This window comes from Ottowia sp. oral taxon 894 (assembly GCF_001262075.1).
GTDB classification, from domain to species: Bacteria; Pseudomonadota; Gammaproteobacteria; order Burkholderiales; family Burkholderiaceae_C; genus Ottowia; species Ottowia massiliensis.
Map to the genome: position 1 here is coordinate 416,285 of NZ_CP012073.1, position 22,947 is coordinate 439,231.

General features: G+C 62.9%; 20 protein-coding genes, 1 tRNA gene and 1 pseudogene. 4 read left to right on the plus strand and 18 right to left on the minus strand.

The genetic code is table 11. The features are described from left to right. Positions 1–20: 20 nt before the first annotated feature. The 6 genes from ADJ79_RS01725 to ADJ79_RS14915 form a co-directional block, all read right to left on the minus strand. Complete coding sequence (locus ADJ79_RS01725) at positions 21–2,897, minus strand: DNA methyltransferase (protein ID WP_050714518.1); 2,877 nt, start codon at positions 2,895–2,897, stop codon at positions 21–23. A 4-nt stretch (positions 2,898–2,901) separates the two neighbouring features. Next, entirely contained in the window at positions 2,902–4,179 is a 1,278-nt protein-coding gene (gene trpB, locus ADJ79_RS01730) for a tryptophan synthase subunit beta (RefSeq protein ID WP_050714519.1), read from the minus strand. Between the two features lie 155 nt (positions 4,180–4,334). Beyond that, complete coding sequence (locus tag ADJ79_RS01735; RefSeq protein ID WP_256381511.1) at positions 4,335–5,093, minus strand: phosphoribosylanthranilate isomerase; 759 nt, start codon at positions 5,091–5,093, stop codon at positions 4,335–4,337. Positions 5,094–5,487: 394 nt separating this feature from the next. Next, entirely contained in the window at positions 5,488–6,321 is an 834-nt protein-coding gene (locus ADJ79_RS01740) for a phospholipase D family protein (protein ID WP_253273846.1), read from the minus strand. Between the two features lie 62 nt (positions 6,322–6,383). Beyond that, entirely contained in the window at positions 6,384–7,184 is an 801-nt protein-coding gene (gene truA, locus ADJ79_RS01745; protein ID WP_050714520.1) for a tRNA pseudouridine(38-40) synthase TruA, read from the minus strand. 717 nt (positions 7,185–7,901) lie between these two features. Next, a complete protein-coding gene (locus tag ADJ79_RS14915) occupies positions 7,902–8,789 on the minus strand; it encodes a FimV/HubP family polar landmark protein (RefSeq protein ID WP_172674004.1) in 888 nt (295 codons plus the stop codon). On the opposite strand from ADJ79_RS14915, the gene ADJ79_RS14920 reads away from it, so the two are divergent. Continuing rightward, positions 8,770–8,922, plus strand: a complete 153-nt coding sequence (locus tag ADJ79_RS14920) for a hypothetical protein (RefSeq protein ID WP_172674005.1) — start codon at positions 8,770–8,772, stop codon at positions 8,920–8,922. The two genes, ADJ79_RS14915 and ADJ79_RS14920, sit on opposite strands and share 20 nt — an antisense overlap. Before the next feature lie 72 nt (positions 8,923–8,994). Here the strand turns inward: ADJ79_RS14920 and ADJ79_RS13800 are convergent, their stop codons facing one another. Beyond that, positions 8,995–10,416, minus strand: a complete 1,422-nt coding sequence (locus ADJ79_RS13800; protein WP_172674006.1) for a FimV family protein — start codon at positions 10,414–10,416, stop codon at positions 8,995–8,997. Positions 10,417–10,674: 258 nt separating this feature from the next. Then, positions 10,675–11,805, minus strand: a complete 1,131-nt coding sequence (gene asd / locus ADJ79_RS01760; RefSeq protein ID WP_156304255.1) for an aspartate-semialdehyde dehydrogenase — start codon at positions 11,803–11,805, stop codon at positions 10,675–10,677. A 149-nt stretch (positions 11,806–11,954) separates the two neighbouring features. Here asd and ADJ79_RS01765 point away from each other — a divergent pair, with 149 nt between their 5' ends. Beyond that, positions 11,955–12,461 (plus strand): CreA family protein, encoded by a 507-nt coding sequence (locus ADJ79_RS01765; protein ID WP_050714524.1) that lies wholly within the window; start codon positions 11,955–11,957, stop codon positions 12,459–12,461. A 214-nt stretch (positions 12,462–12,675) separates the two neighbouring features. Here ADJ79_RS01765 and ADJ79_RS01770 read toward each other — a convergent pair whose 3' ends face one another. Next, positions 12,676–15,048 (minus strand): Tex family protein, encoded by a 2,373-nt coding sequence (locus ADJ79_RS01770; protein ID WP_050716337.1) that lies wholly within the window; start codon positions 15,046–15,048, stop codon positions 12,676–12,678. On the opposite strand from ADJ79_RS01770, the gene ADJ79_RS13805 reads away from it, so the two are divergent. Beyond that, positions 15,047–15,229, plus strand: a complete 183-nt coding sequence (locus tag ADJ79_RS13805; RefSeq protein WP_156303956.1) for a hypothetical protein — start codon at positions 15,047–15,049, stop codon at positions 15,227–15,229. The two genes, ADJ79_RS01770 and ADJ79_RS13805, sit on opposite strands and share 2 nt — an antisense overlap. Positions 15,230–15,325: 96 nt before the next feature. Here ADJ79_RS13805 and ADJ79_RS01775 read toward each other — a convergent pair whose 3' ends face one another. Beyond that, on the minus strand, positions 15,326–15,829 hold the full coding sequence (locus ADJ79_RS01775; RefSeq protein ID WP_156303957.1) for a hypothetical protein: 504 nt from the start codon (positions 15,827–15,829) through the stop codon (positions 15,326–15,328). 343 nt (positions 15,830–16,172) lie between these two features. Next, a complete protein-coding gene (locus ADJ79_RS01780; RefSeq protein ID WP_050716338.1) occupies positions 16,173–16,691 on the minus strand; it encodes a hypothetical protein in 519 nt (172 codons plus the stop codon). Between the two features lie 40 nt (positions 16,692–16,731). Between ADJ79_RS01780 and ADJ79_RS01785 the strand changes: the two genes are divergently transcribed. Then, positions 16,732–17,295: an FKBP-type peptidyl-prolyl cis-trans isomerase gene (locus ADJ79_RS01785; RefSeq protein ID WP_050714526.1), complete on the plus strand. Its 564-nt coding sequence runs from the start codon at positions 16,732–16,734 to the stop codon at positions 17,293–17,295. 110 nt (positions 17,296–17,405) lie between these two features. Here ADJ79_RS01785 and ADJ79_RS01790 read toward each other — a convergent pair whose 3' ends face one another. The 7 genes and pseudogenes from ADJ79_RS01790 to ADJ79_RS01825 form a co-directional block, all read right to left on the minus strand. Then, a complete protein-coding gene (locus ADJ79_RS01790; protein WP_050714527.1) occupies positions 17,406–17,735 on the minus strand; it encodes a hypothetical protein in 330 nt (109 codons plus the stop codon). A gap of 408 nt (positions 17,736–18,143) precedes the next feature. After that, positions 18,144–18,362 (minus strand): sulfur carrier protein ThiS, encoded by a 219-nt coding sequence (thiS, locus tag ADJ79_RS01795; RefSeq protein ID WP_050716339.1) that lies wholly within the window; start codon positions 18,360–18,362, stop codon positions 18,144–18,146. 71 nt (positions 18,363–18,433) lie between these two features. Then, positions 18,434–18,509 (minus strand) — tRNA-Lys (locus ADJ79_RS01800). A 54-nt stretch (positions 18,510–18,563) separates the two neighbouring features. After that, positions 18,564–19,376: a ThiF family adenylyltransferase gene (locus ADJ79_RS01805; RefSeq protein WP_050714528.1), complete on the minus strand. Its 813-nt coding sequence runs from the start codon at positions 19,374–19,376 to the stop codon at positions 18,564–18,566. Positions 19,377–20,702: 1,326 nt separating this feature from the next. Continuing rightward, positions 20,703–21,321, minus strand: a pseudogene (locus ADJ79_RS15355) (SDR family NAD(P)-dependent oxidoreductase); the annotation flags it as partial. A gap of 812 nt (positions 21,322–22,133) precedes the next feature. After that, on the minus strand, positions 22,134–22,364 hold the full coding sequence (locus ADJ79_RS13810; RefSeq protein WP_156303959.1) for a hypothetical protein: 231 nt from the start codon (positions 22,362–22,364) through the stop codon (positions 22,134–22,136). Then, positions 22,361–22,870: an ABC transporter permease gene (locus ADJ79_RS01825; RefSeq protein ID WP_253273847.1), complete on the minus strand. Its 510-nt coding sequence runs from the start codon at positions 22,868–22,870 to the stop codon at positions 22,361–22,363. Before ADJ79_RS01825 ends, ADJ79_RS13810 begins: the two co-directional genes overlap by 4 nt. Positions 22,871–22,947 lie beyond the last annotated feature (77 nt).

Consider the following 22,947-nt stretch of genomic DNA (forward strand, 5'->3'; position numbering starts at 1 on the left):
GGCAGAAGAAAGCGGCGCGATCAGGATGAGGCCGCGCCACGGCGGCGGCGAGGCGCTGGCGCAGCGGCCAGCAAGCCGGTTTGCCGCTGGTAGAGGGAAAAGAGAAAGGCCACGCGGGCAGCATCGCCCGCATAGGTTTTGGGGCCGCCAGCCAGTTGGTAGGCCTTGTCCACTGCCGCGTCGAGCTTTTGATGGGCTTTGAGCAGGCCAGCGGGCATGGTCAAAGGGTCATACAAATCGGCCAGGCTGCTGCCCGGATGGGCGGCGCGGGCGTCCAGCACGGCCTGCGCTGCTGCTTCGATGGCGGCTTGCGCTTTGTGCACTTGCGCGTCAGACGCCTTGGCCTGTTCTGCGGCAGGTGTGAAGGGCCAAGGGTAGTTGTTGTAGACGATGGCGGCGGAATAGCGAAAGTCGCTTTTCAAACGGCCACAGACCGCACGCACCCAAGCGTTGTGCATGGTGCTGGAGAGGATGCCGAAGTGGAAAAGGGTGGCACCCGTTGATATGAGAGCTGAATCGCTTGTTAAGGTCTTTGGATCAATAAACCCTATGGGAACAAAGTGCCTTCTCTCTGATGACACACGTGGGAAAAGCAAATAGTCAGTGCCTGGCATGTTTTCCACATGAAACCGTGTGGGTATGGCCGCCAGTTTTTGAGTAGGCGGACTTTTGCTGGCCTGGCGAAACGCCTTGACAGCCTGCACGCGCTTCATGGCTTCGGGCATGGCGCGCAGCTCGGCAGGCGGGGTGTCACCCAGCCACAGGCACCAGCGCTCATAGCCATTCAGGAATTCGTCTGCGCCCAGCCAGCGGCGAAACCACTTGGCGCTGGCCGGTTCAAGGGCGATGAAAGCATCGCGCTCTTGGGTGCTGAAAAGGTAGTTGCCGTCGTCGATGGGTTTGTTGCCAATGCCGATTTCCGGCACATCCCCGATCGGCTTGCTGCGCCGGGGCAAAACCACGTTGGGCGCGTCTACCAGGTAGGGGTTGATGTTGCTGGAGGGCTGGGCGTGCGGCTCGCCTTTGATGTCTTCGTATTCATAAATGACTTTGCCCGGCCGGTCTTGCAGGCCAAAACCGATGATGACGCAGTGCACGGCGGCTTTGCCGCGCGCTTCATTGCTCCAGGCGAAGGTGCGGTGGGCAAAGTGAATGTGCACGCCCTGGGCCAGCAGCCAGCCCCACAAAGCGCCTACCTGCTCGCCCTGGGTGATGCTGTTGGTCGAGACGAAGGCGCAGCGCGCGGGCGCTGGCGGCAGCGCTGATGGCGGCATTGCAGCGCTGAGCGCGGGGTCTTGCGGCTGGCTCAGGTAGCGGGCGGCCTTGACGTACCAGGCGGCCACCAAGTCCAGCAGGCCCGCGTTGTCGATGCCGGCAAACACGGCGCGCGTGTCGCAGCGCTGGCTGTCACTCATGAACTTGGCGCCCACAAAGGGCGGATTGCCCAGCACGTAGCTGCACCGGCTGGCGGGCAGCACGTCATCCCAGTTCAGCGTGAGGGCGTTGCCGTGCACGATGCGGGGGCTGGCCACCAGCGGAATGCGGGCAAAGTACAGGCCGAATTCCTCGCTGGCGCGCAGGTTCATCTGGTGGTCCATCAGCCACATGGCCACTTGGGCGATCTGGGCGGGAAATTCTTCAATTTCGATGCCGTAGAACTGGTCCACATTGACGCCGATGAGCTGGTGCACGTCCACGCTTTGCTGGCCGGCATGGCCCGACAAGGCGGCGGCGGCGCGCAGCACATCCAGCTCCAGCAGGCGCAATTCGCGGTAGCTGATGACAAGAAAGTTGCCGCAGCCGCAGGCGGGGTCGAAAAAGCTCAGCGTGCGCAGCTTTTTATGAAACTCAAACAGCTTGTTGCGCTGGCGTTTGACTTTTTCAAACTCGGCGCGCAATTCATCCAGAAACAGCGGTCGAATGAGCTTGAGGATGTTTTCTTCCGATGTGTAGTGCGCGCCCAGGTGGCGGCGGGCCTTTTCGTCCATGATGGACTGAAACAGGCTGCCAAAGATGGCGGGGCTGATGGCTGACCAGTCCAGCGCGCAAGCCTTGAGCAGCGCCGCGCGGGTGTCTGCATCAAAGTCGGCAATGGGCAGGCTTTCAGCGAACAGGCGGCCATTGACATAGGGAAAAGCGGCCAGTTGCTCGTCCAGGTTCTTGCTGCGCTGGCCTTCGGGCGTGTCAAGCACCTGAAACAGTTGCGCCAGGCGGGGGCCGAGATCGCTGCCGTCTTCGGAGGTGCGCTCTTCAATAAAGGCGCGGAAAGCCTGCGCGGGCTGGAAGATGGCCGTGTCGTCGGCAAACAGGCAAAACAGCAGGCGCACGAGCAGCACTTCCAGCGGGTGGCCCGCGTAGCCCGCGCTTTTGAGCGCGTCATGCAGCTCGCCCATGCGTTCGGCCGCTTTGATATTGACCGGGTTTTGCGGCTCGATTCGCTGGGGCTTGTAGCCCGCAATAAAGCCAAACAGGCGCACGTGCTTGTGCAAATCGGCCAGGGCAAATTCGGTGTAGCGGCCGGGCTGGCAATCCGTCAGGTCGTAGACACGAAAGCGGGCAAAGTCGCTGACGATGATGATCTGGGGCAAATCCCGCTCGGAAATGCCAGCCAGATAGTCAGTGGCCTGGGCATAGGCTTTGTCCAGGTCTTTGCCGCGCGATTTCTGTTCCACCAGCAGCATGCCGGGCCAGAACAGATCAACGAAGCCAGCGCCGCCGCCGTGCTTTTTGACATTCAACTCAAACGTGAAAACACGCTTGTTGGTAATGCCAAAGCAGTCGAAAAACTCAATCCAGAAAGGCTTGGCTTCCGAATCTTCATTGGCGGCGTCAGCCCAGCGGCGGCTGAAATTCAGCACGCGGGATTTGATTTCGTTCCAGGATAAAGGAGCCGGCATGGTGTTATTGACCTTGCGGCCCTTGGGTCCCGTTGCCCGCCCCTTTCACCACATGCCCGCGCATGGAGGGGCGGTCGTAGAAATCAACGCCGTCGAGATCGGCCACGGTGCCTATGTCTTTGTCGCCACGGCCCGAGAGGCAAACCAGAATGGATTGGTCGGGCCGCATGGCGGGCGCGATTTTCATGGCGTGGGCAAAGGCATGGCTGGATTCCAGCGCGGGAATAATGCCTTCCGTGCGGCACAGGTGGTGAAAAGCGGCCAGCGCTTCAGTATCCGTAATGCCCACATATTCGGCGCGGCCCGTGTCTTTCAGCCAGGCGTGTTCGGGGCCGACGCCGGGATAATCCAGCCCGGCGCTGATGCTGTGGGTTTCAATAATCTGCCCGTCGTCATTTTGCAGCACGTAGGTGCGGTTGCCGTGCAGCACGCCGGGGCTGCCGCGCTCCAGGCTGGCGGCGTGCTGGCCGCTGTCCAGCCCGCGCCCGGCGGCTTCCACGCCGATCAAACGGGTTTTTTCAAAAGGAATATAGGGGTGGAATATGCCTATTGCGTTGCTGCCGCCGCCCACGCAGGCAATGACGGCGTCGGGCTGTTTTTCAGCGCCCAGCATTTTGGGCATTTGCGTCAGGCATTCTTTGCCAATCACGCTTTGAAAATCGCGCACCATCATCGGATAAGGGTGCGGCCCGGCCACGGTGCCGATGATGTAGAAGGTGTTGTCCACATTTGCCACCCAGTCGCGCATGGCTTCGTTGAGCGCGTCTTTCAGGGTTTTGCTGCCGCTTTCCACGGGCGTGACGGTCGCGCCCAGCAGTTTCATGCGGTAAACGTTGGGCGACTGGCGCTTGACGTCTTCCGCGCCCATGTACACCACGCATTGCAGGCCGTAGCGCGCGCAGATGGTGGCGGTGGCCACGCCGTGCTGGCCTGCGCCGGTTTCGGCAATGATGCGCGGCTTGCCCATGCGCCGCGCCAGCATGGCCTGGCCGATGACGTTGTTGATTTTGTGCGCGCCGGTGTGGTTCAAATCTTCGCGCTTCAAGTAAATCTGCGCGCCGCCCAGTTCGCGGCTGGTGCGCGCCGCGTGATAAACGGGCGAGGGCCGGCCCACATAATGCGCCAGTTCGTTTTGGAATTCGGCCAGAAAATCCGGGTCATTCTGGTATTTGGCGTAGGCGTTTTTCAGCTCGTTGATGGCATAAGTCAGCGTTTCGCTGATAAAGCAGCCGCCATAGGGGCCGAAATGGCCGTTGGCATCGGGTTGGGAATTTGAAATCATGGCAGGAAAATGTTTTCTGGAAAATGTTTTCAGGGCCTGCCCGAATGATGGGCGCTTTGGTTTGGCGCGCAGGCAGGGCCGGGAATGAAAAAGCCAGACGGGTTTTATCTGGCTGCCAGGTTGGGTCAGGCGCGGGGCGTGTCGGCCAAGGTGCATCAGGCATCAGCCTGGCGCACGGCGGCCACGAAAGCAGCCATTTTTTCTGCGCTTTTGATGCCCTTGAGGGGCTGCCCCTCTGGCCCCGTGGCTTCCACGCCGGAAGACACATCGACGGCCAGAGACAGCCCGCGCTGGCGCAGTTCAGCAATGCCATCGCCCACGTTTGCAGGCGTCAATCCACCACTCAAGACGAGGTGAGCGGCAACGTTTGTTGGCAGGCGTGACCAATTGAATGACTTTCCGCCGCCGCCATAACCGGCGACGTGCGCATCAAGAAGAAGGGCTTGGGCCGATGCGTAATCGGCGGCAAATTTTAACAAGTCGAAACCAGCCGCCCCGCACGCCGCAATATCGCCGGGAATGTCATTGGGAATGCGCGCGGCGCGCCAGTAAGGCCGCCCGCACGCCTGGGCGATGGCGGCGCATTCGGCGGGCGTTTCATCGCCATGAAATTGCAGCGTGGCGCCGGGCACGAGCGCGCTGGCGGCCTGCGCGCTGGCGGCGGTTTCATTCACGAACAGCAGCACGGGCGTGACCAATGGCGGCAGCCGCCGCGCCAGCGCCGCCGCCCGCGCAGGCGTGACGTGGCGCGGGCTTTTGGGGTAGAGCACAAAGCCGATGGCATCCGCGCCAACGGCCACGGCGGCGTCCACATCTTGCTCGCGCGTGAGGCCGCAGATTTTGATTCGGGTGCGTGGTTTCATGTTTTCAGGGCGGGTTTCATGGTTCTTTCCGGTTTGGCAGTGATTAAGCAGCCCGGAATGAAAAAAATCGCTCCCAGGCCATATCGCAAAGGCGGGCATCCGGCTTTCGCTTGCGCTGCATCGCAAGCGCCTGGGCCGCAATGCCCCTCAGAAAAACCGGTGATGCGCGGGTATTTTCCTGCGGTTTCAAACGAAGCTGCCAGCGCGAGGCAGCGCCCGCCCCGCAGGGACTGGCCTTGTGCCGCCAGCCAGAGCACATTAAAAACAGGAGCGAATTTGAGAGGACGAAACCCCGCTTCGCGCTCTTTCCACTAGGACCTATTGCTATGAATAGAGGAGCGAAAATCTGCCTATTCCTCCGCCTTGCTCCGCCCGGCGAGGGTTCGCCGCACGCCGCACCCGGAGCCACGCTTTTTGCGCCCACAGACGAACTTTGGGCAGGTTTTCAAAGCACGAGATCTTCCGGCCACAGGAAATAGGCGCCAAAGCGGCCCGTTTTGAATTGCCCGCCTGCTTTTTTGCCTTGTTCGGTCAAAAAGTGTTTGTCGTCGCGCCATTCCAGATAGCCCGCAGCGGTCAGTTTTTCGAGCATGGGTTCTGTTTTCATTTTGTGTTTCTGGGCCAGCTTGGAGGTGGTCAGCAGGCCGCTGGCGTTTTCGGATTTTTCATCGTCTTCATGATGGGCAGCGGCCTTGGGCGCGGGGTGCGCGTCTTTTTCCACGACTTCAAGGGAAATGCGCACTTCTTCGCTGATGCGAATCAGGCGTTGGGCTTCTTCATAGGCATCCTGATAAAGCTGGTGATCATTCTGCCGTTCAATGAATATGCCCATTTCATTGTTGTTAATCTGGCTGAAGCTGTATAAATTGAGGCTGCCGATGATGCAGGCGTTTTCGCTCAGGTAGCACTTGGCATGGAGATTATTGCAATAGCTGGTGCGCACGTATTTGAGATTGCGCAGCCATTTGACTTCTTCGGGGTGCAAATCGGCTTTGCCGTAAATGATGCGGACGTCGATTTTGAGCCTGTCTTTGTCTTCCAGCAGTTCGCGAATCCGGTCATTGAGTTTCAGATAGGGGCTGATGATGATGAGGCGATCCCGCGCGCCCTTGATGATTTCTTCAAGGTGGTAATTAATTCCACTAGTATTGAGAACCTGTTCACAATCTGTCCGTGGGTGCGAAAAGCGCGGAATCGGGCGCTCTGCGGCGTTGCAAATCCTCGCCGGGCCACAAGGCCCGCCTGCGGTTTGCGCCTTGCAGCCCATCCCGATCCACACTTTCGCCCCTCACGGCCAGATCATGAACAGGTTCTGAGGAATTTAGCCATGATTTCTCCTTGTCAGTGGCGTGAAAATGCTTGGGGCAGCCATTCAAAGGCCGCCGTTTTTTCAGGCAATTGCCATTCGGGGGCGTATCGCGGGCCGAGAAAGTAAAGGCCGTCTGGCGCGAAGGTGGGCGCGGCGGCGTCGCGGCTGCGGGCGGCGATGACTTGCTGCATCCACTGCGGCGGGCGCTGGCCCTGGCCGATGGCGACCAGGCAGCCCATGATGTTGCGAATCATGTGGTGCAAAAAGGCGTTGGCCTCGAAGTCAAAACGCCAGTAGGGGCCGCAGCGGGCCACGCTGGCGCGGGTGAGCGTTTTGACGGGGCTGAGCGCCTGGCAGGCGGCGGCGCGAAAGGAAGTGAAATCGTGCTCGCCCAGCAGATGGCTGGCCGCTTGCTGCATGGCCGCGCCATCCAGCGGGCGAAAGCTCCAGCCCGCGCGGCCCGCTTCCAGGCTGGGGCGCACGGGCGATTCCAGCAGGATGTAGGCGTAGCGGCGCGCCAGGGCGCTGGCACGGGCGTGGAAGGTTTCGGGCACTTCGCGCGCCCATTGCACGGCGATGTCAGGCGGCAGAAAGCGATTGACGCCGCGCACCCACGAAAAGAGTTCGCGCCGCAAGGGCGTGTCGAAATGCACGACCTGCATGAGGCCGTGCACGCCCGCATCCGTGCGGCCCGCGCACAAGGTGGCGATGGGCGTGGTGGCAAAAGCAGCGAGGGCGGCTTCCAGCCGGTCTTGCACGGTCTGGCCCGAAGGCTGGCTTTGCCAGCCCTGATAGGCCGCGCCAAGGTAGGAAATGCCCAGGGCCAGTCTCATGGGGTGTGGAAGTGCGGGAGGCGGAAATGCGAGGCGCGGCAGTCAGGGGCAGACCTTGCAAAGCCTGCGCGCGAAGGCGGGCAAAGGAGGCTTTGCGCGCGCAGAAGATGGCGCGGCGCTGAGCGCCTGTTCATGACCTGGCCGTGAGAGGCGAAAGCTCGCGCATCGGGATGGACTGCAAGGCGCAAACCGCAGACGGGCCTTGCGGCCCGGCGAGGATCTGCAAGGCCCACGGGCGCCCAGCGCCGCGCCTTCTGCACCCACGCGCAGATTGCAAACAGGTTCTGAGGCCAGGCTTGCCGGTTGGTCCGCCCTTGTCTGGCCGCGCGGGCCGTTGGCGCATGGATGACCGGCGCCCTCATGTTTGCCGCCGCAAGGCAGGCTGGAGTGCAATGCTGCATGGGCCGCCTTTTGCCGCGCGGATGCGTGCCTTGCGTTGGGATGCCTTGAATCTGTCTGGCGGGCAGAAGCTGCCGCGTCATCAAGGCACATGGCTTGGCATTTCGGAGCAGATTCTTGCTCCTTGATTCATAGCATGATGTCCCCGCCAACTGGGCGGAGAAGCCGTTTTCAGGGCGTCTGAATTTGCTCTTATTTTTGCGGCTCGCAACCGGTCTGCCGTTGCGGGTGTTCTGAAAGAGGAAATGAAAACGGCGTGCCATTTGGGGAAAAACGGCACGCCTGAGAAAAGCCCGGAAGCTGAAAAGGGCGGAAGGGTTAGCTGATTTCGTGCAGGAAGCGCTCCGCGCGAATCTTGAGCGCGCCGGTGGCTTCGGCCACAACTTCCTTGGCCATGAGACGCGCGCCTTCCGTGTCGCCAATGGAATGGAACTCCTGGGCGAGCGCCAGCTTGGTGGCCAGCGGGTCGTCGTCTGCGTCTTCAGGCTGCTCGGTGTTCAGCTCGGCACCGCGCGAGTCGGGGTCGAGCGAGAGCGCGTCGATGTCGAACTCGATCATGCCGGAGCTGGGCGAGGAGGCCGCAGCCGCAGGCTTTTCTTTCTCCTTGGGAGCCGGGGGGGTGATGCTGTCAAGGTCCACGTCAAGGTCGAAATCAATCGTGGAGTCCAGCGCGGGCGCTACGGATGAAGGGCCTTGCGCGGCAAAGGCTGCGGAAAGCTCCTCTTTCTTGGCTTGCGTGGAGCTGACGGCTGGGGCCGGCGCCGCAGAAGCTGCGGGCTGCGGGCTGGCCTGCGCCGTTACCTGCGGCTCGGTGTCGGCGCCATAGTTGCTGGCAGCGGCGGCAGGCGCAGCGGCGGATTTGGCGCCTGGCTTGCCGCCCGGCTTGTACAGGCCGTTGCCGGGGTCCACTTCGTTGCCCAGAACGCAGATGGCGTCCCAGTCGCTGCCGCGCCCATTGGTCAGCGGATAGGCTTGCGTGGCAATGTCTTCCAGCGCGGCGGCGTCGCGCCGCTTGGCATAGATTTCAGCCAGCTTGCGATGCACGGAAACCCGGGTGGGATGTGTCAGCAGGGCTTCTTTCAGGATTTCTTCGGCCTGCATGTCGCGGCCATAGGCCAGATAGACGTCGGCCTCGGCCACGGGATCTACATCGCCCGCTGCGTCAAGCTGGCTGGGCGAATAGGCCATGGAGGTCTGGCCGGACATGGCGGATGAGTCGCTGTTGCGGCTGTCTGTTCTGCTGCCGCTGCTGTGGAAGAAGGAGTCAGGTTGCAGCCGGCTTTCGCTCAACCCGCTATCGAGCGGCGCCGCCTTTTTTTTTGACTGCCTGATTTTGTAGAAGCCAAGGCCCGCCAGCAGGGCAAGCAGACCGATGCCGATGCCCGGAATGAGAGGTTCCTGAAGCAGCGAATCAAGCATGGAAGGCTCTTCGGCCACAACTGGCGCAGGCGGCGTGACCGGCGCCGGAGGCTGCTCTGGCGGGGGGGGGCGGGGGCGCAGGCGGCTCGGCAGGCGTTGTTTCCGCTGCTGGCGGCGCAGGCGGTTCGGCCACTGGCGAGGCGGGCGGCGCTTCTGGCGTGGCGGCCACAGGCGGAGGCGGAACTGGCGTGGCAGGCGGCTGCTGGGGTTCAACTGCGGCGGGAGCAGGCGGCGGCGCAGCAGGCGGCGTTGACTCAACCACAGGCGCAGTGGCGGGCACATTGATTTGAGGCGCGGCGGATGGCGCGGCTGGCTCGCCGCCGCCCGGCGCAGCCGCAGTGCCTGCCGCAGCGGTTTGCAGTTGCTTGAGCTGGTCGATATTGCGTTTCAGCTCCGCTTCGCGCTCGTTGTTTTCGCGCGCCTGGCGGTTCTGCGCGATGCGTTCTTCAGCCTGGGCGCGCGTCTTGCCACGTGTCAGGATCAGGTTGTCGCCGCTGGACTGGCGGGGCTGGGCCTCTTGCACGTGGGCTTGCACGGCACCGCTGTCGCTGCGGCCAGCAGACGCCGTTGCCGTGCGGGGCGCGTGGCTGGCAAGGCCGGAGCGGTAAGCATGGAAATCCCGGCTCTGGGCCACCACGGCGCGGCGCGCGGCGCTGCGGGTGATGGCGCTGGCCTGCTCTTCAGTAGGCAGCGTGACGACAGCGCCCGCCTTGAGCAGATTGACATTGCCCCGGATGAAAGCATGCGGATTGGCGCGCTGCAAAGCCACCAGCATCTGATCAAGGGAGATGCCTTGGGGCGTGATGGAGGCAACCAGGCCATAAGCCGTATCGCCACGGCGGACGGTGACGGTCTCGCCGTCACCCGAAGCGGCGGCGGTCCTGGAAGAGCGGTTGGCTTTGGAAGGGCGGGCCGATGTCACCTGCTCAGCTACAGCAGGCTTGGCCCCTCCATTTTTTGAGGCTGACGTCTGGGCCTGATTGGCTTCTGCCGTCTGGCGCTTGCCGGGGTCTGCCGGGTCAATCAGCATGGTGTAGTCGCGCACCACTCGGCCGTTGGACCAGGAGCTTTCAATGACGATGCCCAGGAACGGCTCGTTCACGGGGCGCGTGCCAACCAGGCGCAGGTAAGACTGGCCGTTTTTGCGTTGATGCAGGGTGACGCGCACGCCCACGACAGCCGGGTTGTATTCCACGCCAGCAGCCTGGAAGGCCTGGGGCGAGGCCAACGTGGCTTGCAGCGTTTTGGCCTCGGCTTCCGAGATTTGGGGCACTTCGATTTCGGCGCGCAGCGGCTCGCCCAAGTGAGAGTGCACCGTGACGGCGCCCAGCGCGAAGGCGCTGACATCAAGACTCAGACCTGCCAGCGCCAGCGTGGCGGCTGCGGCCAGTGTTTTTTGTTTCCACGGTGTCATGTTCAGTTTGTGCATGTTGTCGGAATTTGTCGTCGGAATTCCGCTCGCGCGGCTTCAGTCGTTCTGTTTTTTGCGTGCCCAACCCTTCGGGACCGCGAAGGGAATTAACCATAGCATCATCATTTGTGCCTGACAAGGCGAGACACGCGGTAACGTTATCTAACAAACCATATGCGCAAAAATGCACATGTTCTTGTTGTGGTCTGGCAACGTAACGTTTCCCGGCCTGCCATCAGCCAGGCTGGTGCGTGAAGGTGCTTATTGCTCCAGCAGGATGCGCAGCATGCGGCGCAGCGGTTCGGCGGCGCCCCACAGCAGCTGGTCGCCAATGGTGAAAGCGCCCAGGTACTGCGGCCCCATGTTCATTTTGCGGATGCGGCCCACGGGGATTTGCAGCGTGCCGGTCACGGCCACGGGCGTCAGATCCTTCAGGGTGGCTTCGCGTGTGTTGGGCACCACTTTCACCCACTCGTTATCGGCGGCGATCATGGCTTCAACGTCGGCCAGCGGCACATCCTTTTTCAGCTTGAAGGTCAGCGCCTGGCTGTGGCAGCGCATGGCGCCCACGCGCACGCAAAAACCGTCCACAGGCACGGCGGGCGAGCCAAAGCCTTCGCCCTGCCCCAGGATCTTGTTGGTTTCGGCCATGCCCTTCCACTCTTCGCGCGAGTAGCCGTCGCCCAGGTCCTTGTCGATCCATGGAATCAGGCTGCCGCCCAGCGGCACGCCGAAGTGGACGGTTTCCTTCTCGCTCAGGCTGCGCTGTTTGCTGATGACCATGCGGTCGATTTCCAGGATGGCGCTCTTGGGGTCGGCCAGCAAATCGCGCACTTCGGCGTGCAGCGCGCCAAACTGCGTCAGCAGCTCGCGCATGTGCTGCGCGCCGCCGCCGCTGGCAGCCTGGTAGGTTTGCGTATTCATCCATTCGACCAGCCCGGCCTTGAAGAGCGCGCCCACGCCCATCAGCATGCAGCTGACGGTGCAGTTGCCGCCGATCCAGTTTTTGCCGCCTTTGGCCAGGGCGCTCTGGATGACGGGCATGTTCACCGGGTCCAGCACGATGACGGCATCGCTTTTCATGCGCAAGGCGCTGGCGGCGTCAATCCAGTGGCCTTGCCAGCCCGCGCCGCGCAGTTTGGGGAAGATTTCGTTGGTGTAGTCGCCGCCCTGGCAAGTCAGGATGATGTCGCACTGCTTCAGTGCCTCGATGTCGCGCGCGTCTTTCAGCGTTTTCTCGTTTTTTGCCTGGGCGGGAGCCGTGCCGCCTGCGTTGCTCGTGGAGAAGAAAACAGGCTCGATCAGCTTGAAATCGCCTTCCGCCTGCATGCGGTCCATCAACACGGAGCCGACCATGCCGCGCCAGCCGACCAAGCCAACAACGTTACCGATTTTCATATTTGCTGCGCCTTTCCCTTCAGATGAAACAAGCGGCCCTTGCCAATGGCGGCGCGGGCCAAGCGGCGGATTCTAGGGCGTGCAATTTGGCCGCCTAGCGGCAGCGGGCGCTATCCTGCAACGCTTTGACTCTTTTTTCAGCCATGTTTTTACTTGCCAGCCGCTTTCCCAAAATTCTCAAAACCGCCCTGGCGTCCGCTCTTTTGGCCGCCGCGCTGCCTGCTGCGGCCAGCGGCGAGAAGATCGGCGCTGTCAGCACGGCCTTCAAGCTGATCGGCCCCAATCACAAAATCGTGGTGGAAGCGTATGACGACCCGCTCGTGCAGGGCGTGACCTGCTACGTGGCGCGCGCCCGCACGGGCGGCCTCAAAGGCGCCGTGGGCGTGGCGGAAGATCGCGCCGAGGCTTCCATTGCCTGCCGCCAGGTTGGCCCGGTTGTTTTCAAAAAGCCGCTTGAAACGCAGGATGAAGTGTTTTCCGAGCGCATGTCCATTCTTTTCAAGCGCCTGCGCGTGGTGCGCATGGTGGATGTGCAGCGCAATGTGCTCATCTACCTCACGTATTCCGACAAACTGATTGACGGCTCGCCGCAAAACAGCGTGGCCGCCGTGCCCATAGACCGCAGCACGCCCATTCCCGTCAGGCAATAAGCTAGGCAAGCCTTGGGCATTCTGTTATTTCGCTCCTTTTCCAATTGCACGATGTCCTAGTGGAAAGGGCGCGAAACGGCATTTTGACCCCCTTGAATTCGCTCCCGTTATTGATGTCATCTGGCAAGCCGTGAGCAGGCCATCAATTCCAGAAGCGCCGAAGGCCGCTTGCGCACCGTGAATGGCAAGGCGGCTGCTTTGCGCCTGGGCCTGGCTAGCGGGTTTGCAGACCCTTGAGCTTTTCAAAGGCGGAAGCCATCGCGGTGCTGGGCGCTTGCGGCGCGCGGCCGCCCGGCTTGTTGCCGCGCGGCGGCGGGGCGTAGCGGTTTTCGCGCGGTTCGCTTTTGCCGTGCCTGCCCGTTTTGCCGGTGGCGGCGTCCAGCTTCATGCTCAGGCTGATGCGCTTGCGCGGCACATCCACTTCCAGCACTTTCACTTTCACGATCTGGCCGGTTTTGACGATTTCGCGCGCGTCGGACACAAAGCGGTTGGCCAGCTGGCTGACGTGGATGAGGCCGTCCTGGTGCACGCCCAGATCGACGAAAGCGCCAAAGGCGGCCACGTTGCTGACGGTGCCTTCGAGCACCATGCCTTCTTTCAGGTCGGCAATATCGTTCACGCCTTCGTTGAAGCGCGCCACCTGAAAGCCGGGGCGCGGGTCGCGGCCGGGTTTTTCCAGCTCGGCGAGGATGTCGCGCACGGTGATAGGGCCAAATTGCGGCGTGGCAAATTGTTCGGGCTTGAGTGTTTTGAGCACTTCGGCGCGGCCCATGAGCTGGTCAATGGGCTTGCCGGTGCGGGCGATGATTTGCTCTACCACGGGGTAGGTTTCGGGGTGCACGCCGGTCATGTCCAGCGGGTTGTCGCCGCCGCGTATGCGCAAAAAGCCCGCGCTTTGCTCGAAGGTTTTGGGGCCTAGGCCCGTTACTTTGAGCAGCTGCTGGCGGTTGCCGAATGCGCCGTTTTGCTCGCGCCAGCGCACGATGGATTTGGCCACGGCGCCTGAAAGGCCCGAGACGCGCGCCAGCAGCGGCGCGCTGGCGGTGTTCAGGTCCACGCCCACGCCGTTCACGCAGTCTTCCACCACGGCATCGAGCGCGCGGGCCAGCTCGCTTTGGTTCACGTCGTGCTGGTATTGGCCCACGCCGATGCTTTTCGGGTCAATCTTGACGAGTTCGGCCAGCGGGTCTTGCAGGCGGCGGGCAATGCTGGCGGCGCCGCGCAGGCTCACGTCCACATCGGGCAGCTCCTGGCTGGCGTATTCGCTGGCGGAGTAAACGGATGCGCCCGCTTCGCTGATGACGACTTTTTCAATGGCGGGCAGGGTGATGCCGGGCTGGCTGGCGGCCATTTTGTGCATGTATTGGATGAGGTCGCCCGCCAGTTTGTCGGTCTCGCGGCTGGCCGTGCCGTTGCCAATGGCAATGAGCTGCACGCCGTGCTGCGCAATCAGGCGCGCCAGGGTGTGGATGCTGCCGTCCCAGTCGCGGCGCGGCTCGTGGGGGTAGATGGTGGCGGTTTCCAGCAGCTTGCCGGTGGCGTCCACCACGGCCACTTTCACGCCGGTGCGAATGCCGGGGTCCAGCCCCATGACGGCCCTGGCCCCGGCGGGGGCGGCCAGCAGCAGATCGCGCAGGTTGTCGGCAAAAACCTTGATGGCGACTTTTTCAGCTTCTTCGCGCAGGCGGGCGAACAGGTCGCGCTCGGTAGAGAGGCTGAGCTTGACGCGCCAGGCCCAGGCCACGCATTTGCGCAGCAAATCATCCGCCGGGCGGCCCTGGTGACGCCAGCCCAGGTGCAGGGCGATGCGGCCTTCGGCCAGGCTCGTTTTGCCGTCTTCGGCCAAAGGGGCGATGAGGCGGGCCTCCAGCATTTCAAGCTGCCGCCCGCGAAAGACGGCCAGCGCGCGGTGGCTGGGCACGCGGCTCATGGGTTCGGCGTAGTCGAAATAGTCGCGGAACTTGGCCACTTCGGGGTCGGCCTCGTTCTTGCCGGCGGCCAGCTGGCTTTGCAACTGGCCTTCTTGCCAGAGCCATTCGCGCAGGCTTTGCACGAGGGCGGCGTCTTCGGCCCAGCGCTCGGCCAGGATGTCGCGCACGCCATCGAGCACGGCGGCCACGGTGGTGAAGTCTTCGCCGCCTTCGCCTTTTTCAGCCTTCACAAAAGGCTGGGCGGCCTGCGCGGGGTCCAGCGAAGGGTCGGCCCAAAGCTGGTCGGCCAGCGGCTCCATGCCGAATTCACGCGCAATCTGCGCCTTGGTGCGCCTTTTGGGCTTGTAGGGCAGATACAAATCTTCCAGCTCCTGCTTGGTGGGCGCGGCTTCGATGGCGGCGCGCAAACCGGGCGTGAGCTTGCCTTGCTCCTCAATGCTTTTGAGGATGGCGGCGCGGCGCTCGTGCAGCTCGCGCAAATAGCCCAGGCGCATTTGCAGCTCGCGCAGCTGGGCATCGTCCAGCCCGCCCGTGGCTTCCTTGCGGTAGCGGGCGATGAAGGGCACGGTGGCGCCGCCATCCAGCAAGTCAATGGCGGTCTGCACCTGCGGCGGGCGTACGCCGAGTTCGGCGGCAATCTGAAGGGCAATGGGCATGGCAGTCGGGGAAGAAAAAGCGTGTGGCATGGGCGAAGGCTTTGTGTGCCGCTTCAAAAAAGGAGCAAATTCAGATACGTTGAAAATGCGTTTCCCGCCCATTTGGCGGGGAGATATTGCTATCAATCAAGGAGCTGAAAAAGGCTTGACTCAAACCCTCTTCCATGCACGCAAGCAGTGAAACAGTGGGGCCGGAAACGGAAAACCCCTCATGCGCCAGAAGGCGGCATGAGGGGCGTGGAGTGTGGCAGAAGGCGTTCAGCGCGCCTTGCTCACCTTACTTGCCGCCTGGGCCAAAAGCGCCTTGAGCGGCTTCCTTGGCAGCGCCTGCGGCCTCGGCGGCTTTTTGCGCTGCGTCATCAGCGGCTTGTTTGGCGGCATCCATGCCCTCGCTGGCGGCATTTTTGGCGTCTTGCACAGCTTGACCAGTGGCCTGGGCGGCGTCATGAGCCATTTCCTTGGCTTCATTCATGGCGTCATGGGCAGCTTCTTTGGCGTCTTGGGCGGCGTTCTTGGCATCTTGCGCGGCCTGGCTGGCGGCCTGGGCGGCTTCGTTGGCGGCGTCCTTGGCGGCTTCGCCTACGGCCTTGCCCATGTTGGTGGCGGCATCGCCCATTTGCTTGGCAGCCTCGCCCACGCTGGGCGCCTGGCTGGCTTGTTCCTGCTTGACAGCGTCTGCGGCAGAACCAGTGGCAGGCGCTTCATTCTTGCCGCAGGCGGCCAGCATGGCGGCAGCGGCCAGGGCCGCCAGAACGAGAGATTTATCGAAGGACTTGTTCATTTTGTGAACCTCCATGAGTCACGAATATTGAAAACATGAGGCCAAGGCGGGCTGTGCCTCTGGCGCCATGACCGCCTGAGCCAAATCAAAATTCGCGCAGGCAAGTGAAGAAAATTATAGGAACGCCCTTGATTGCAGCGCCTTTTTGGGGTAGCAAAATGTGTCACTTGGGCGTGCCGCTAAAGCCTGTCCGCATTCCGGCCGTGAAGGGCAAAAGTGCAAATCGGGTTGGGCTGCAAGGCGTAAACCACAGGCAGCTGTTGCGACCTGGCGAAGATTTGCAAGAACCACGAGCGTTCAAGCCCGTGTTTTTCGCGCCCACGAACGGATTGTGAACAGGCTCTTACAAACCCAGCACGGATGCCGGAAAAGCAGGCATGCTGCGGCCCAGCCATTCGTCCAGTTCTGCGCGCAGCGTGGTGCGGCGATCGGCCTCGTGGCCTGCCACGCACACGCTATGCAGGGGAGAAAAGCGGCGCAGCGCCCAGGCGGGCGTCCAGAGCACGCCGGGCAGGTCGGCCGCGTGCGCGGCGCAGCAGGCGCGCGCTTCGATCTTGTGGCTCCACAAGCGCCGCCATTGCACGAAAAGCGGGTGCAGGCGCTGCACTTCGTCATAGCAGCTGGCCAGCAGCAGCAACTGGCCGTGACCGCGCAGCGCCCAGGCTTGCAGGGCATCGGCCACGGCGCGCTCGCCCAAGGGCCAGTCGGCAAAGTCGGGGTCGCAGAAGATGAGCTGGCTGAACTGCGCAGGCGCAGCGGCGGCATGGGCGATGGCATCTCGCACTGCCTGCCGGAAGGCTTCGCGCCCTTGCAGGGAGCCTTGCGGCAGTGCAGGCAGACTGGTGGCAGCTTCGCTTGGCATGGCGCGGGGCATTCGTAAGGGGTGATGAGACAATTCTCACATGGACATTACCCCTCAATGCGTCGTGGCGCTGACCTGGACGCTCAAAGACACCCTTGGCGAAGTGCTGGATGAGCTGGACAGCCCCGTCGAATTTCTCGTAGGCGGCACGGATCTGCTGCCCCGCATCGAACAAGCCCTGCAAGGCCACGCCAAAGGCGCGCGCCTGCAACTCAGCCTGGAGCCGCAAGACGCTTTTGGCGACTTTGACGAACGGCTCATCTTTTTGCAGCCGCGCGCGCTGTTCCCGCAAGGGCTGGAAGAGGGCATGCTGGTTGAAGCCAGCGCCCTGCCGCCAGGCGCCGCCGCCATGCCCGCTGACCGCATCTACACCGTAACCGACATCTACCCCGACCACGTGGTGCTTGACGGCAATCACCCCTTGGCCGGCATAGGCCTGCGGCTGGATTTGCGTGTGCACGACGTGCGCGAAGCCACGGCAGACGAAGTGGGCCATGGCAGTGCTGGCGCTAGCTTTTTCCGCGCGCAACCAGCGCCCCGCCCTGACCACGGCCATGCCCACAGCCACTCGCCCAACGGCTGCGGATGCAGCCACCAGCACTGAAAGCAGGCAGCCTGCTTTTCTGAATGAAACGCTGCGGGACAGACCGCATCAGCACTTGCGGGCAATCTGAACGCCAGCGCAAAAAAGAAACTGCCAAAACTCGGCCGGCTTCAGCCCCTTAGCCGCGTGCGGCGGGGCAACAAGCTTTTGGGCAGCAGGCCATCGAACATGTGGGACAGCTCGGACATGCGCTGGTGCGCCACACGCTCGCCATGCAGATCAGCCAGAGCGGCCATGAGTTCGCCACGGGCGTACCACAGGGCTTGCGCGTCTTTGGAATGAAAGACGCGGCGCACGACAAGGGGATATTTGCGTGCGCCCTCATCACCCAGGGTATCCAGCATGGCTGCGCGGATGCGTTCGAGCTGCTCAACCACGCGCTCGGCATCATTGCCGCCAAAGCCCAGCCGCGAAAAGATATGTTTTGAAAACCAGCTCATGTGTTCATGTGTTGGAACTGCTTTGGCAAAAGAGAGCTTCCAAAAACAGCGCGCCCGTCTTCACAAGCTCTGGGCGCGCCTCAAGCGCAGAAAGCCTCAAGTCACGAATTGTGACGTATCTATGACATCAAAGCGTAGCCAAATGTCTAAAAAAAGCGAAAAACGTGAACGTTCCCTCAATCTTCACGCTTTGAGCCGGGCTGGATGGCGCAGTGACGCCACGGAAAAAGCTGCTTTGCCTTGCCAGAAGGCAACCCTGGTTAGGCTTTGCAGAAGCCGCGCGCTTTTCGCGCTTGATTCATGCGGCGTTTTCACGCGGCGCTGTTTGCCAGGCGATGCGCTGCCCGCGCGCCGCATCGCATGATTCGGGCCCTGGCAAGCGGCACAAGCCTGAGCCGCTTTGCGCCTTCAGCCGCCGACAATGGGCTGAAACAGCATGACCTGATCGCCTTCGCGCAACTGCAAGCTGGCGCGTGCGCTGCGCGGCACAAATTGCGCATTGACGGCCGTGGCAATGCCTTCGGGTGCATGGCCCAGGGCCTGTACCAAGGCTGCCAGCGTGGAGCCGGCAGGCACGCGGTGCGGCTGGCCATCAAGCAAAAGGGTGATTTCGGCAGATGAGGACATGGCAAAACAGCGCCGGATCAAGGCAAAGAAAAAGCGCCTGACGCTTTTGGGCTTCAGGCGCTTCATGTCTGTGGTGGGTCGTGCAGGATTCGAACCTGCGACCAACGGATTAAAAGTCCGCTGCTCTACCGGCTGAGCTAACGACCCGCCCGCTTCCGCTTCATTGCTGGAAAGCGAAGCGGCGGATTCTAGCACGGCCTTTCAAGTATGCGGATGCTGAAGCGCCCGGCCTTGCGCCAGCCGCTCCAGCATCCAGCCTGCGGCCACCAGGCCGAAGGTCGCGGTCACCGTCACGGCGGAGCCGTAGCCGTGGCAATTCAGATTGCGGTCGTGGCCTGGCTGCGGGCCGCAGGCCGCAGGCCTTGTCACTGCTTCGCGGCTGAAGACCACGTGCAGGCCGCTGCGCGCCTGCCGGTCTTTGCCGTCTTTACCGCCCTTGGTCATGCTGCCCGTTTGCCGCAGGCGGGCGCGCAGGGCGGCCATCAGCGGGTCGTGCGTGACTTCGGCCAGATCGGCAATTTCCACGCGCTCGCCCTGGCGCTTGCCGCCAGCCGCGCCACAAGTGATGAAGAGCGCGCGTGTTTTCAGCGCCCAGGCCGCCAGCGCCTGTTTGGCATGCACCTGGTCGCAGGCGTCAATCACGCCGTCCACGGCGGCGGGCAGCAAGGCCGGCCAGTTGCCGGGGGCCGCAAAGTCTTCCACGCAATGCACCTCGCAGCCGGGGTGTATGAGCGCGATGCGCTGGCGCATAGCCTCCACTTTGGGCTGGCCCAGCGTGCTGGTGAGGGCGTGAATCTGGCGGTTGACGTTGGACTCGGCCACGTTGTCCAGATCAACCAGCGTGATGGCGCCCACGCCGCTGCGCGCCAGCGCTTCCGCCGCCCATGAGCCAACGCCGCCAATGCCTACCACGGCCACGCGCGCCGCGCGAATGCGGGCTGCGCCTTCCGCGCCGTAAAGCCGCGCCAGGCCGCCAAAGCGGCGTTCCAGATCAGGGGAGTGCTGCTGCGTCATGGAGCAGGATGATCGCATGCTCCATGCGGCAGACGGCGGGCAGAAATGGCAGGCAGCAGCAATGGACGGAGCGGCCTCCGCTTGCTGATTTGCATTGAAAACAGGAGCGGAATAAAGGGGGGCAAAATGCCGTCTTGCGCAATATCCACTAGGACCTAATGCTACGTTTTCAATAGCTATATTATGGTAGAGGGCCAAGGCAGCCCCAACCGTACACCGCCTCAATGCACTGCCCCTGCACGCTCAGCTGCTGCAAGCACCGGGCATACAGAGCGGCGTGCGGCCACCCAGCGCCTTTCTCTGACGAGCATTGATCTCATCGGCCACGGCATCGAGCTGCTCTTGCGTGTAGACGCTCAAATCCGTTCCCCCTGGGAAAGCGCTGATGCAGCAGCCCGCTGGCGTTCTCCTTGCCGCCTCTTGGCCAAGGACTGCGCGGCTCGCCAAAGTACGCCTTCATACCCGTGCCTCAGCGGCTCGTGACAAGCCATCTCCTGGCCCCTGTCACAGCTCAGGCTCTTTCTCATTGGAGCGGCCATGCCGCTTGTCGCCGGAGGCTGGCAGCACGCAGCTGTGGCCGGGTTGGGGCGCAGCAGCTTAACCAGCAGAGGACCCAAGGCGTGGCGCGCCCGACCCAAGCGCCGATGGCGCGGGTGCTGCGGGCGCCTTCAATGCGATCGCCTTCCAGATCGCCTTTTCAGTGGCCCGGCCGCTGGCGCTCATGGACTTTGGGCGGGCGCACATGGATGCTCAGCAGGCTCTTGATTTGCCCGCGCCTGTCTTGTCTCCTGGAGCGGGGCCAGCGCGTGGCACGGGCCGTGGGGCGTGGGCCGTTGCGCAGGCAGGCCAGCAAGGCCTTTTTGAGAGCGCCGCCGGGCTGTGCATAGCGGCAGGAGCAGATGCTTTCGTGTGACACGCGCTTGTGCCTGTCTGAGGGGCGCCGCCTCTAGAGGTGATCGGCTATTTGCCGGGGTAAGCAGCGCTTGCCGGAGTGAGCAGCACAAAGCAAGTGCTGGCGCGCGCAGGCAAACAGATCGAACTGTGGGCACCGCTTCTTGGGGGGCAACTGAACTTGCAACGCCTGAGGCGGCGCATGTGAGCGAAGTGGTTGGCGTAGCCGCAGCCGCCGCTGTGGCGCTGGATTTCCCCGCTGATGGCACTGGGGCTTGCGCCCCGGCGCCAGGGCATGGCGTTCTGGTTCGCTGATTGGTATGCAGGCTCGGTGGTTCAGGGCCTCTCAGGGCCTCTCAGTTCCTTGGCAGTGTTGCACTTGGGGATTGGGGGCGCTGAGACTTGCGGGCAATTTGGCCATTCTGTTTGTGCGCTGGCAGGGACCTGGTTTTGCTGAGCCTGGCGGATTTTGTCCACATACTGGCCAGTTTTCTGGGCTGCGCTGGCCAGGGTGCCGGCCAAGCGGTCGGTATCGAATTTGCCCGGCAGCAGGCTGTTTAGCGTGACGCCGCGTGCGGCAAATTCGGGGTTGTACGCCAGAGCGGCGACAAAACCCGTCAGCCCCGAGCGCACGCTGTTGGACGGGGCCAGGATGTCGATGGACGCTTTGACTGCGCTGGAGGCGACATTGACGATGCGGCCAAAGCCGCGCTATGCCATGTCGGTGATGCTGGCACGAATCAGCTCGATGGGAATGAGCATGTTGGCCTGCACCGCCTGTTGCCAGGCAGCGGTGTCGAACTGGCGGAAATCGTCCGGTGGCGGGCCGCCTGCATTAGGTGCCGCGATGCCGAAGTCCTGCCGCGCGGCAAAGACGGCGGCATGCCTCTGCCCGATGGTGATGTCTGCCGCGACAGGCGGCACGCGCCCGTCCGCCGAAGGCCGCCACGACTACGTTCACCCTTCACGCACCAGCGCCTGCGCACAACCCAGGCCCGGCCAGACCCAGCCCTTTGTTGGCTCCGCACACGAGCGCCCATTTGCCCGCCAGCATCGCATTTGCGCTCCCTGTTCCTTTCCAGCCATTGCCTGTTTGCGGGTCTTTCAGATTCAGCGCCCGCCACAGCGGCCCCAGCATCCAGACATCGCCCGCAGCACGGGTTCCCAGAAAGCGAAGGTCTGGCACGCGAGCCGACCGGAGCGTTGCTGCGACCTTGGGCGCAGCCTGGCGTCTCAATCAGGCAATCGACGTCAGCACCGGGTTCGAACCGACCCAACGGCGTGGCCGGGATGCAGCGGCATGCAAACCACGTCACCTGGCAGATGCGCCCCGACACGCGTTTGGCAAATACGGCTTGATAAACGCTGCAAGTAATCGATCCGCCATGCCTCTGATCACTTGCCACTGCCCAAACAGGCGCGGAAACGTCGAAATTGGGCCGCGCGGGCGTGGCGAGCGGATGCTGCCGCGCTTTCGGGCTGCGCCTGGGTCACCTAAAACAAGAGCGAATCCAGGCACCGAAAAGCGGGATCAGCGCAGGCTGATCTAGGGCATCGCGCTACGAATAAAGGAGCAAAATAACACCCTACATTCGAGTCTGCCCGCCCTGTCTGCCGCTCCGTGTTTGCCGCGCTTTGTCTCTTGCGCGCTGGATTGCCTGCGCCCGGCCAGTCTGGCCCGGGATTTTTGCGCTCATTTGCGCGCAGCTTCTACGCAAATGGGTGAGCTGACGCGGAAGGGGTAAAGCAGGCAAAGCGCGCGAGACGGCTGGGCGCTGCAAGTAACAGCGAAAGCGCTGGTTTTGTCAGGGGTGGCGGCTTCCCGAGTCCCAGAGGGCCAAGGTTGGCGGTGCTTTAAAGGATTGTTCAAAGCCGTCTGTTTGCCAGAGCAAAAAGCGCTGCTTCAGGCGCTTTGGGGCTTGGCGAATCTTGAATCTTCAATGGGCCGCACGGGCCAACAAGAGCGATGGCGCGGCCTGCGGGCAGGGTAAAGCCGATGTCTTCCAGCACGCTGCGGGTGGCCCAGGCGTGGTTCAGTTGCCTGACGGCGAGGGCGGCTTCAGGCGCGGGTGCGGGTGTAGACACGGGGGCCGTCATGCCAGCCCTTCCCGGCGCGCGCCCGCTTCGCGCCAGCGCTCGATTTCGCGCTTGACAGGCTCCAGCAGCAAATATTCCAGCGCCAGCAGCAACAGCACGACGGCGCCGATCCAGGCCAGGGTGGCGGGCATGTCGAGCTGGGCGCGGCTGGAGGCCAGGGCCGCGCCCACGCCGTCGGATGAAGCCAGCAGCTCGGCCATGACGACCACGCGCCAGGAGCTGCCCAGCGCCACGATCCAGGCCGGAAAGAGGTAGGAGATGACGTGGGGCAGATAGATGTCGGTCACGCGCATGTGCCAGGGCAAGGCGAAAACTTGCGAGAGATCGCGCCAGCGCTGCTCCAGCGTGCGCGCGCCCTGCATGCCGCCCGCGAAAACAACGGGAAAGCTGGCGATGAAGACGGTGAAAACGGGCGTGCCGTCGCCCGTGCCGAACCAGAGCATGGCCAGCACCAGCCAGGCGATGGGCGGCGTGCCCAGCAGCACCGTGATCCAAGGGCGGGCCATTTACTCTTGCGTCAGGTTCATCACCTGCAAAAAAGCCAGCGCCGCAGGCAGGGGGCGGTCTGCTTGCTATTGGCTTG

What these genes read in the sequence shown, in the direction of transcription:
- ADJ79_RS01725 (WP_050714518.1), bottom strand. Translation starts at nt 2,897, where the DNA reads ATGCCGGCTCCTTTATCCTGGAACGAAATCAAATCCCGCGTGCTGAAT.
- trpB (WP_050714519.1), bottom strand. Translation starts at nt 4,179, where the DNA reads ATGATTTCAAATTCCCAACCCGATGCCAACGGCCATTTCGGCCCCTAT.
- truA (WP_050714520.1), bottom strand. Translation starts at nt 7,184, where the DNA reads ATGAGACTGGCCCTGGGCATTTCCTACCTTGGCGCGGCCTATCAGGGC.
- ADJ79_RS14920 (WP_172674005.1), top strand. Translation starts at nt 8,770, where the DNA reads ATGGAGGTCTGGCCGGACATGGCGGATGAGTCGCTGTTGCGGCTGTCT.
- ADJ79_RS14915 (WP_172674004.1), bottom strand. Translation starts at nt 8,789, where the DNA reads ATGTCCGGCCAGACCTCCATGGCCTATTCGCCCAGCCAGCTTGACGCA.
- ADJ79_RS13800 (WP_172674006.1), bottom strand. Translation starts at nt 10,416, where the DNA reads ATGACACCGTGGAAACAAAAAACACTGGCCGCAGCCGCCACGCTGGCG.
- ADJ79_RS01765 (WP_050714524.1), top strand. Translation starts at nt 11,955, where the DNA reads ATGTTTTTACTTGCCAGCCGCTTTCCCAAAATTCTCAAAACCGCCCTG.
- ADJ79_RS13805 (WP_156303956.1), top strand. Translation starts at nt 15,047, where the DNA reads ATGGCAGTCGGGGAAGAAAAAGCGTGTGGCATGGGCGAAGGCTTTGTG.
- ADJ79_RS01770 (WP_050716337.1), bottom strand. Translation starts at nt 15,048, where the DNA reads ATGCCCATTGCCCTTCAGATTGCCGCCGAACTCGGCGTACGCCCGCCG.
- ADJ79_RS01775 (WP_156303957.1), bottom strand. Translation starts at nt 15,829, where the DNA reads ATGAACAAGTCCTTCGATAAATCTCTCGTTCTGGCGGCCCTGGCCGCT.
- ADJ79_RS01780 (WP_050716338.1), bottom strand. Translation starts at nt 16,691, where the DNA reads ATGCCAAGCGAAGCTGCCACCAGTCTGCCTGCACTGCCGCAAGGCTCC.
- ADJ79_RS01785 (WP_050714526.1), top strand. Translation starts at nt 16,732, where the DNA reads ATGGACATTACCCCTCAATGCGTCGTGGCGCTGACCTGGACGCTCAAA.
- ADJ79_RS01790 (WP_050714527.1), bottom strand. Translation starts at nt 17,735, where the DNA reads ATGAGCTGGTTTTCAAAACATATCTTTTCGCGGCTGGGCTTTGGCGGC.
- thiS (WP_050716339.1), bottom strand. Translation starts at nt 18,362, where the DNA reads ATGTCCTCATCTGCCGAAATCACCCTTTTGCTTGATGGCCAGCCGCAC.
- ADJ79_RS01805 (WP_050714528.1), bottom strand. Translation starts at nt 19,376, where the DNA reads ATGACGCAGCAGCACTCCCCTGATCTGGAACGCCGCTTTGGCGGCCTG.
- ADJ79_RS13810 (WP_156303959.1), bottom strand. Translation starts at nt 22,364, where the DNA reads ATGACGGCCCCCGTGTCTACACCCGCACCCGCGCCTGAAGCCGCCCTC.
- ADJ79_RS01825 (WP_253273847.1), bottom strand. Translation starts at nt 22,870, where the DNA reads ATGGCCCGCCCTTGGATCACGGTGCTGCTGGGCACGCCGCCCATCGCC.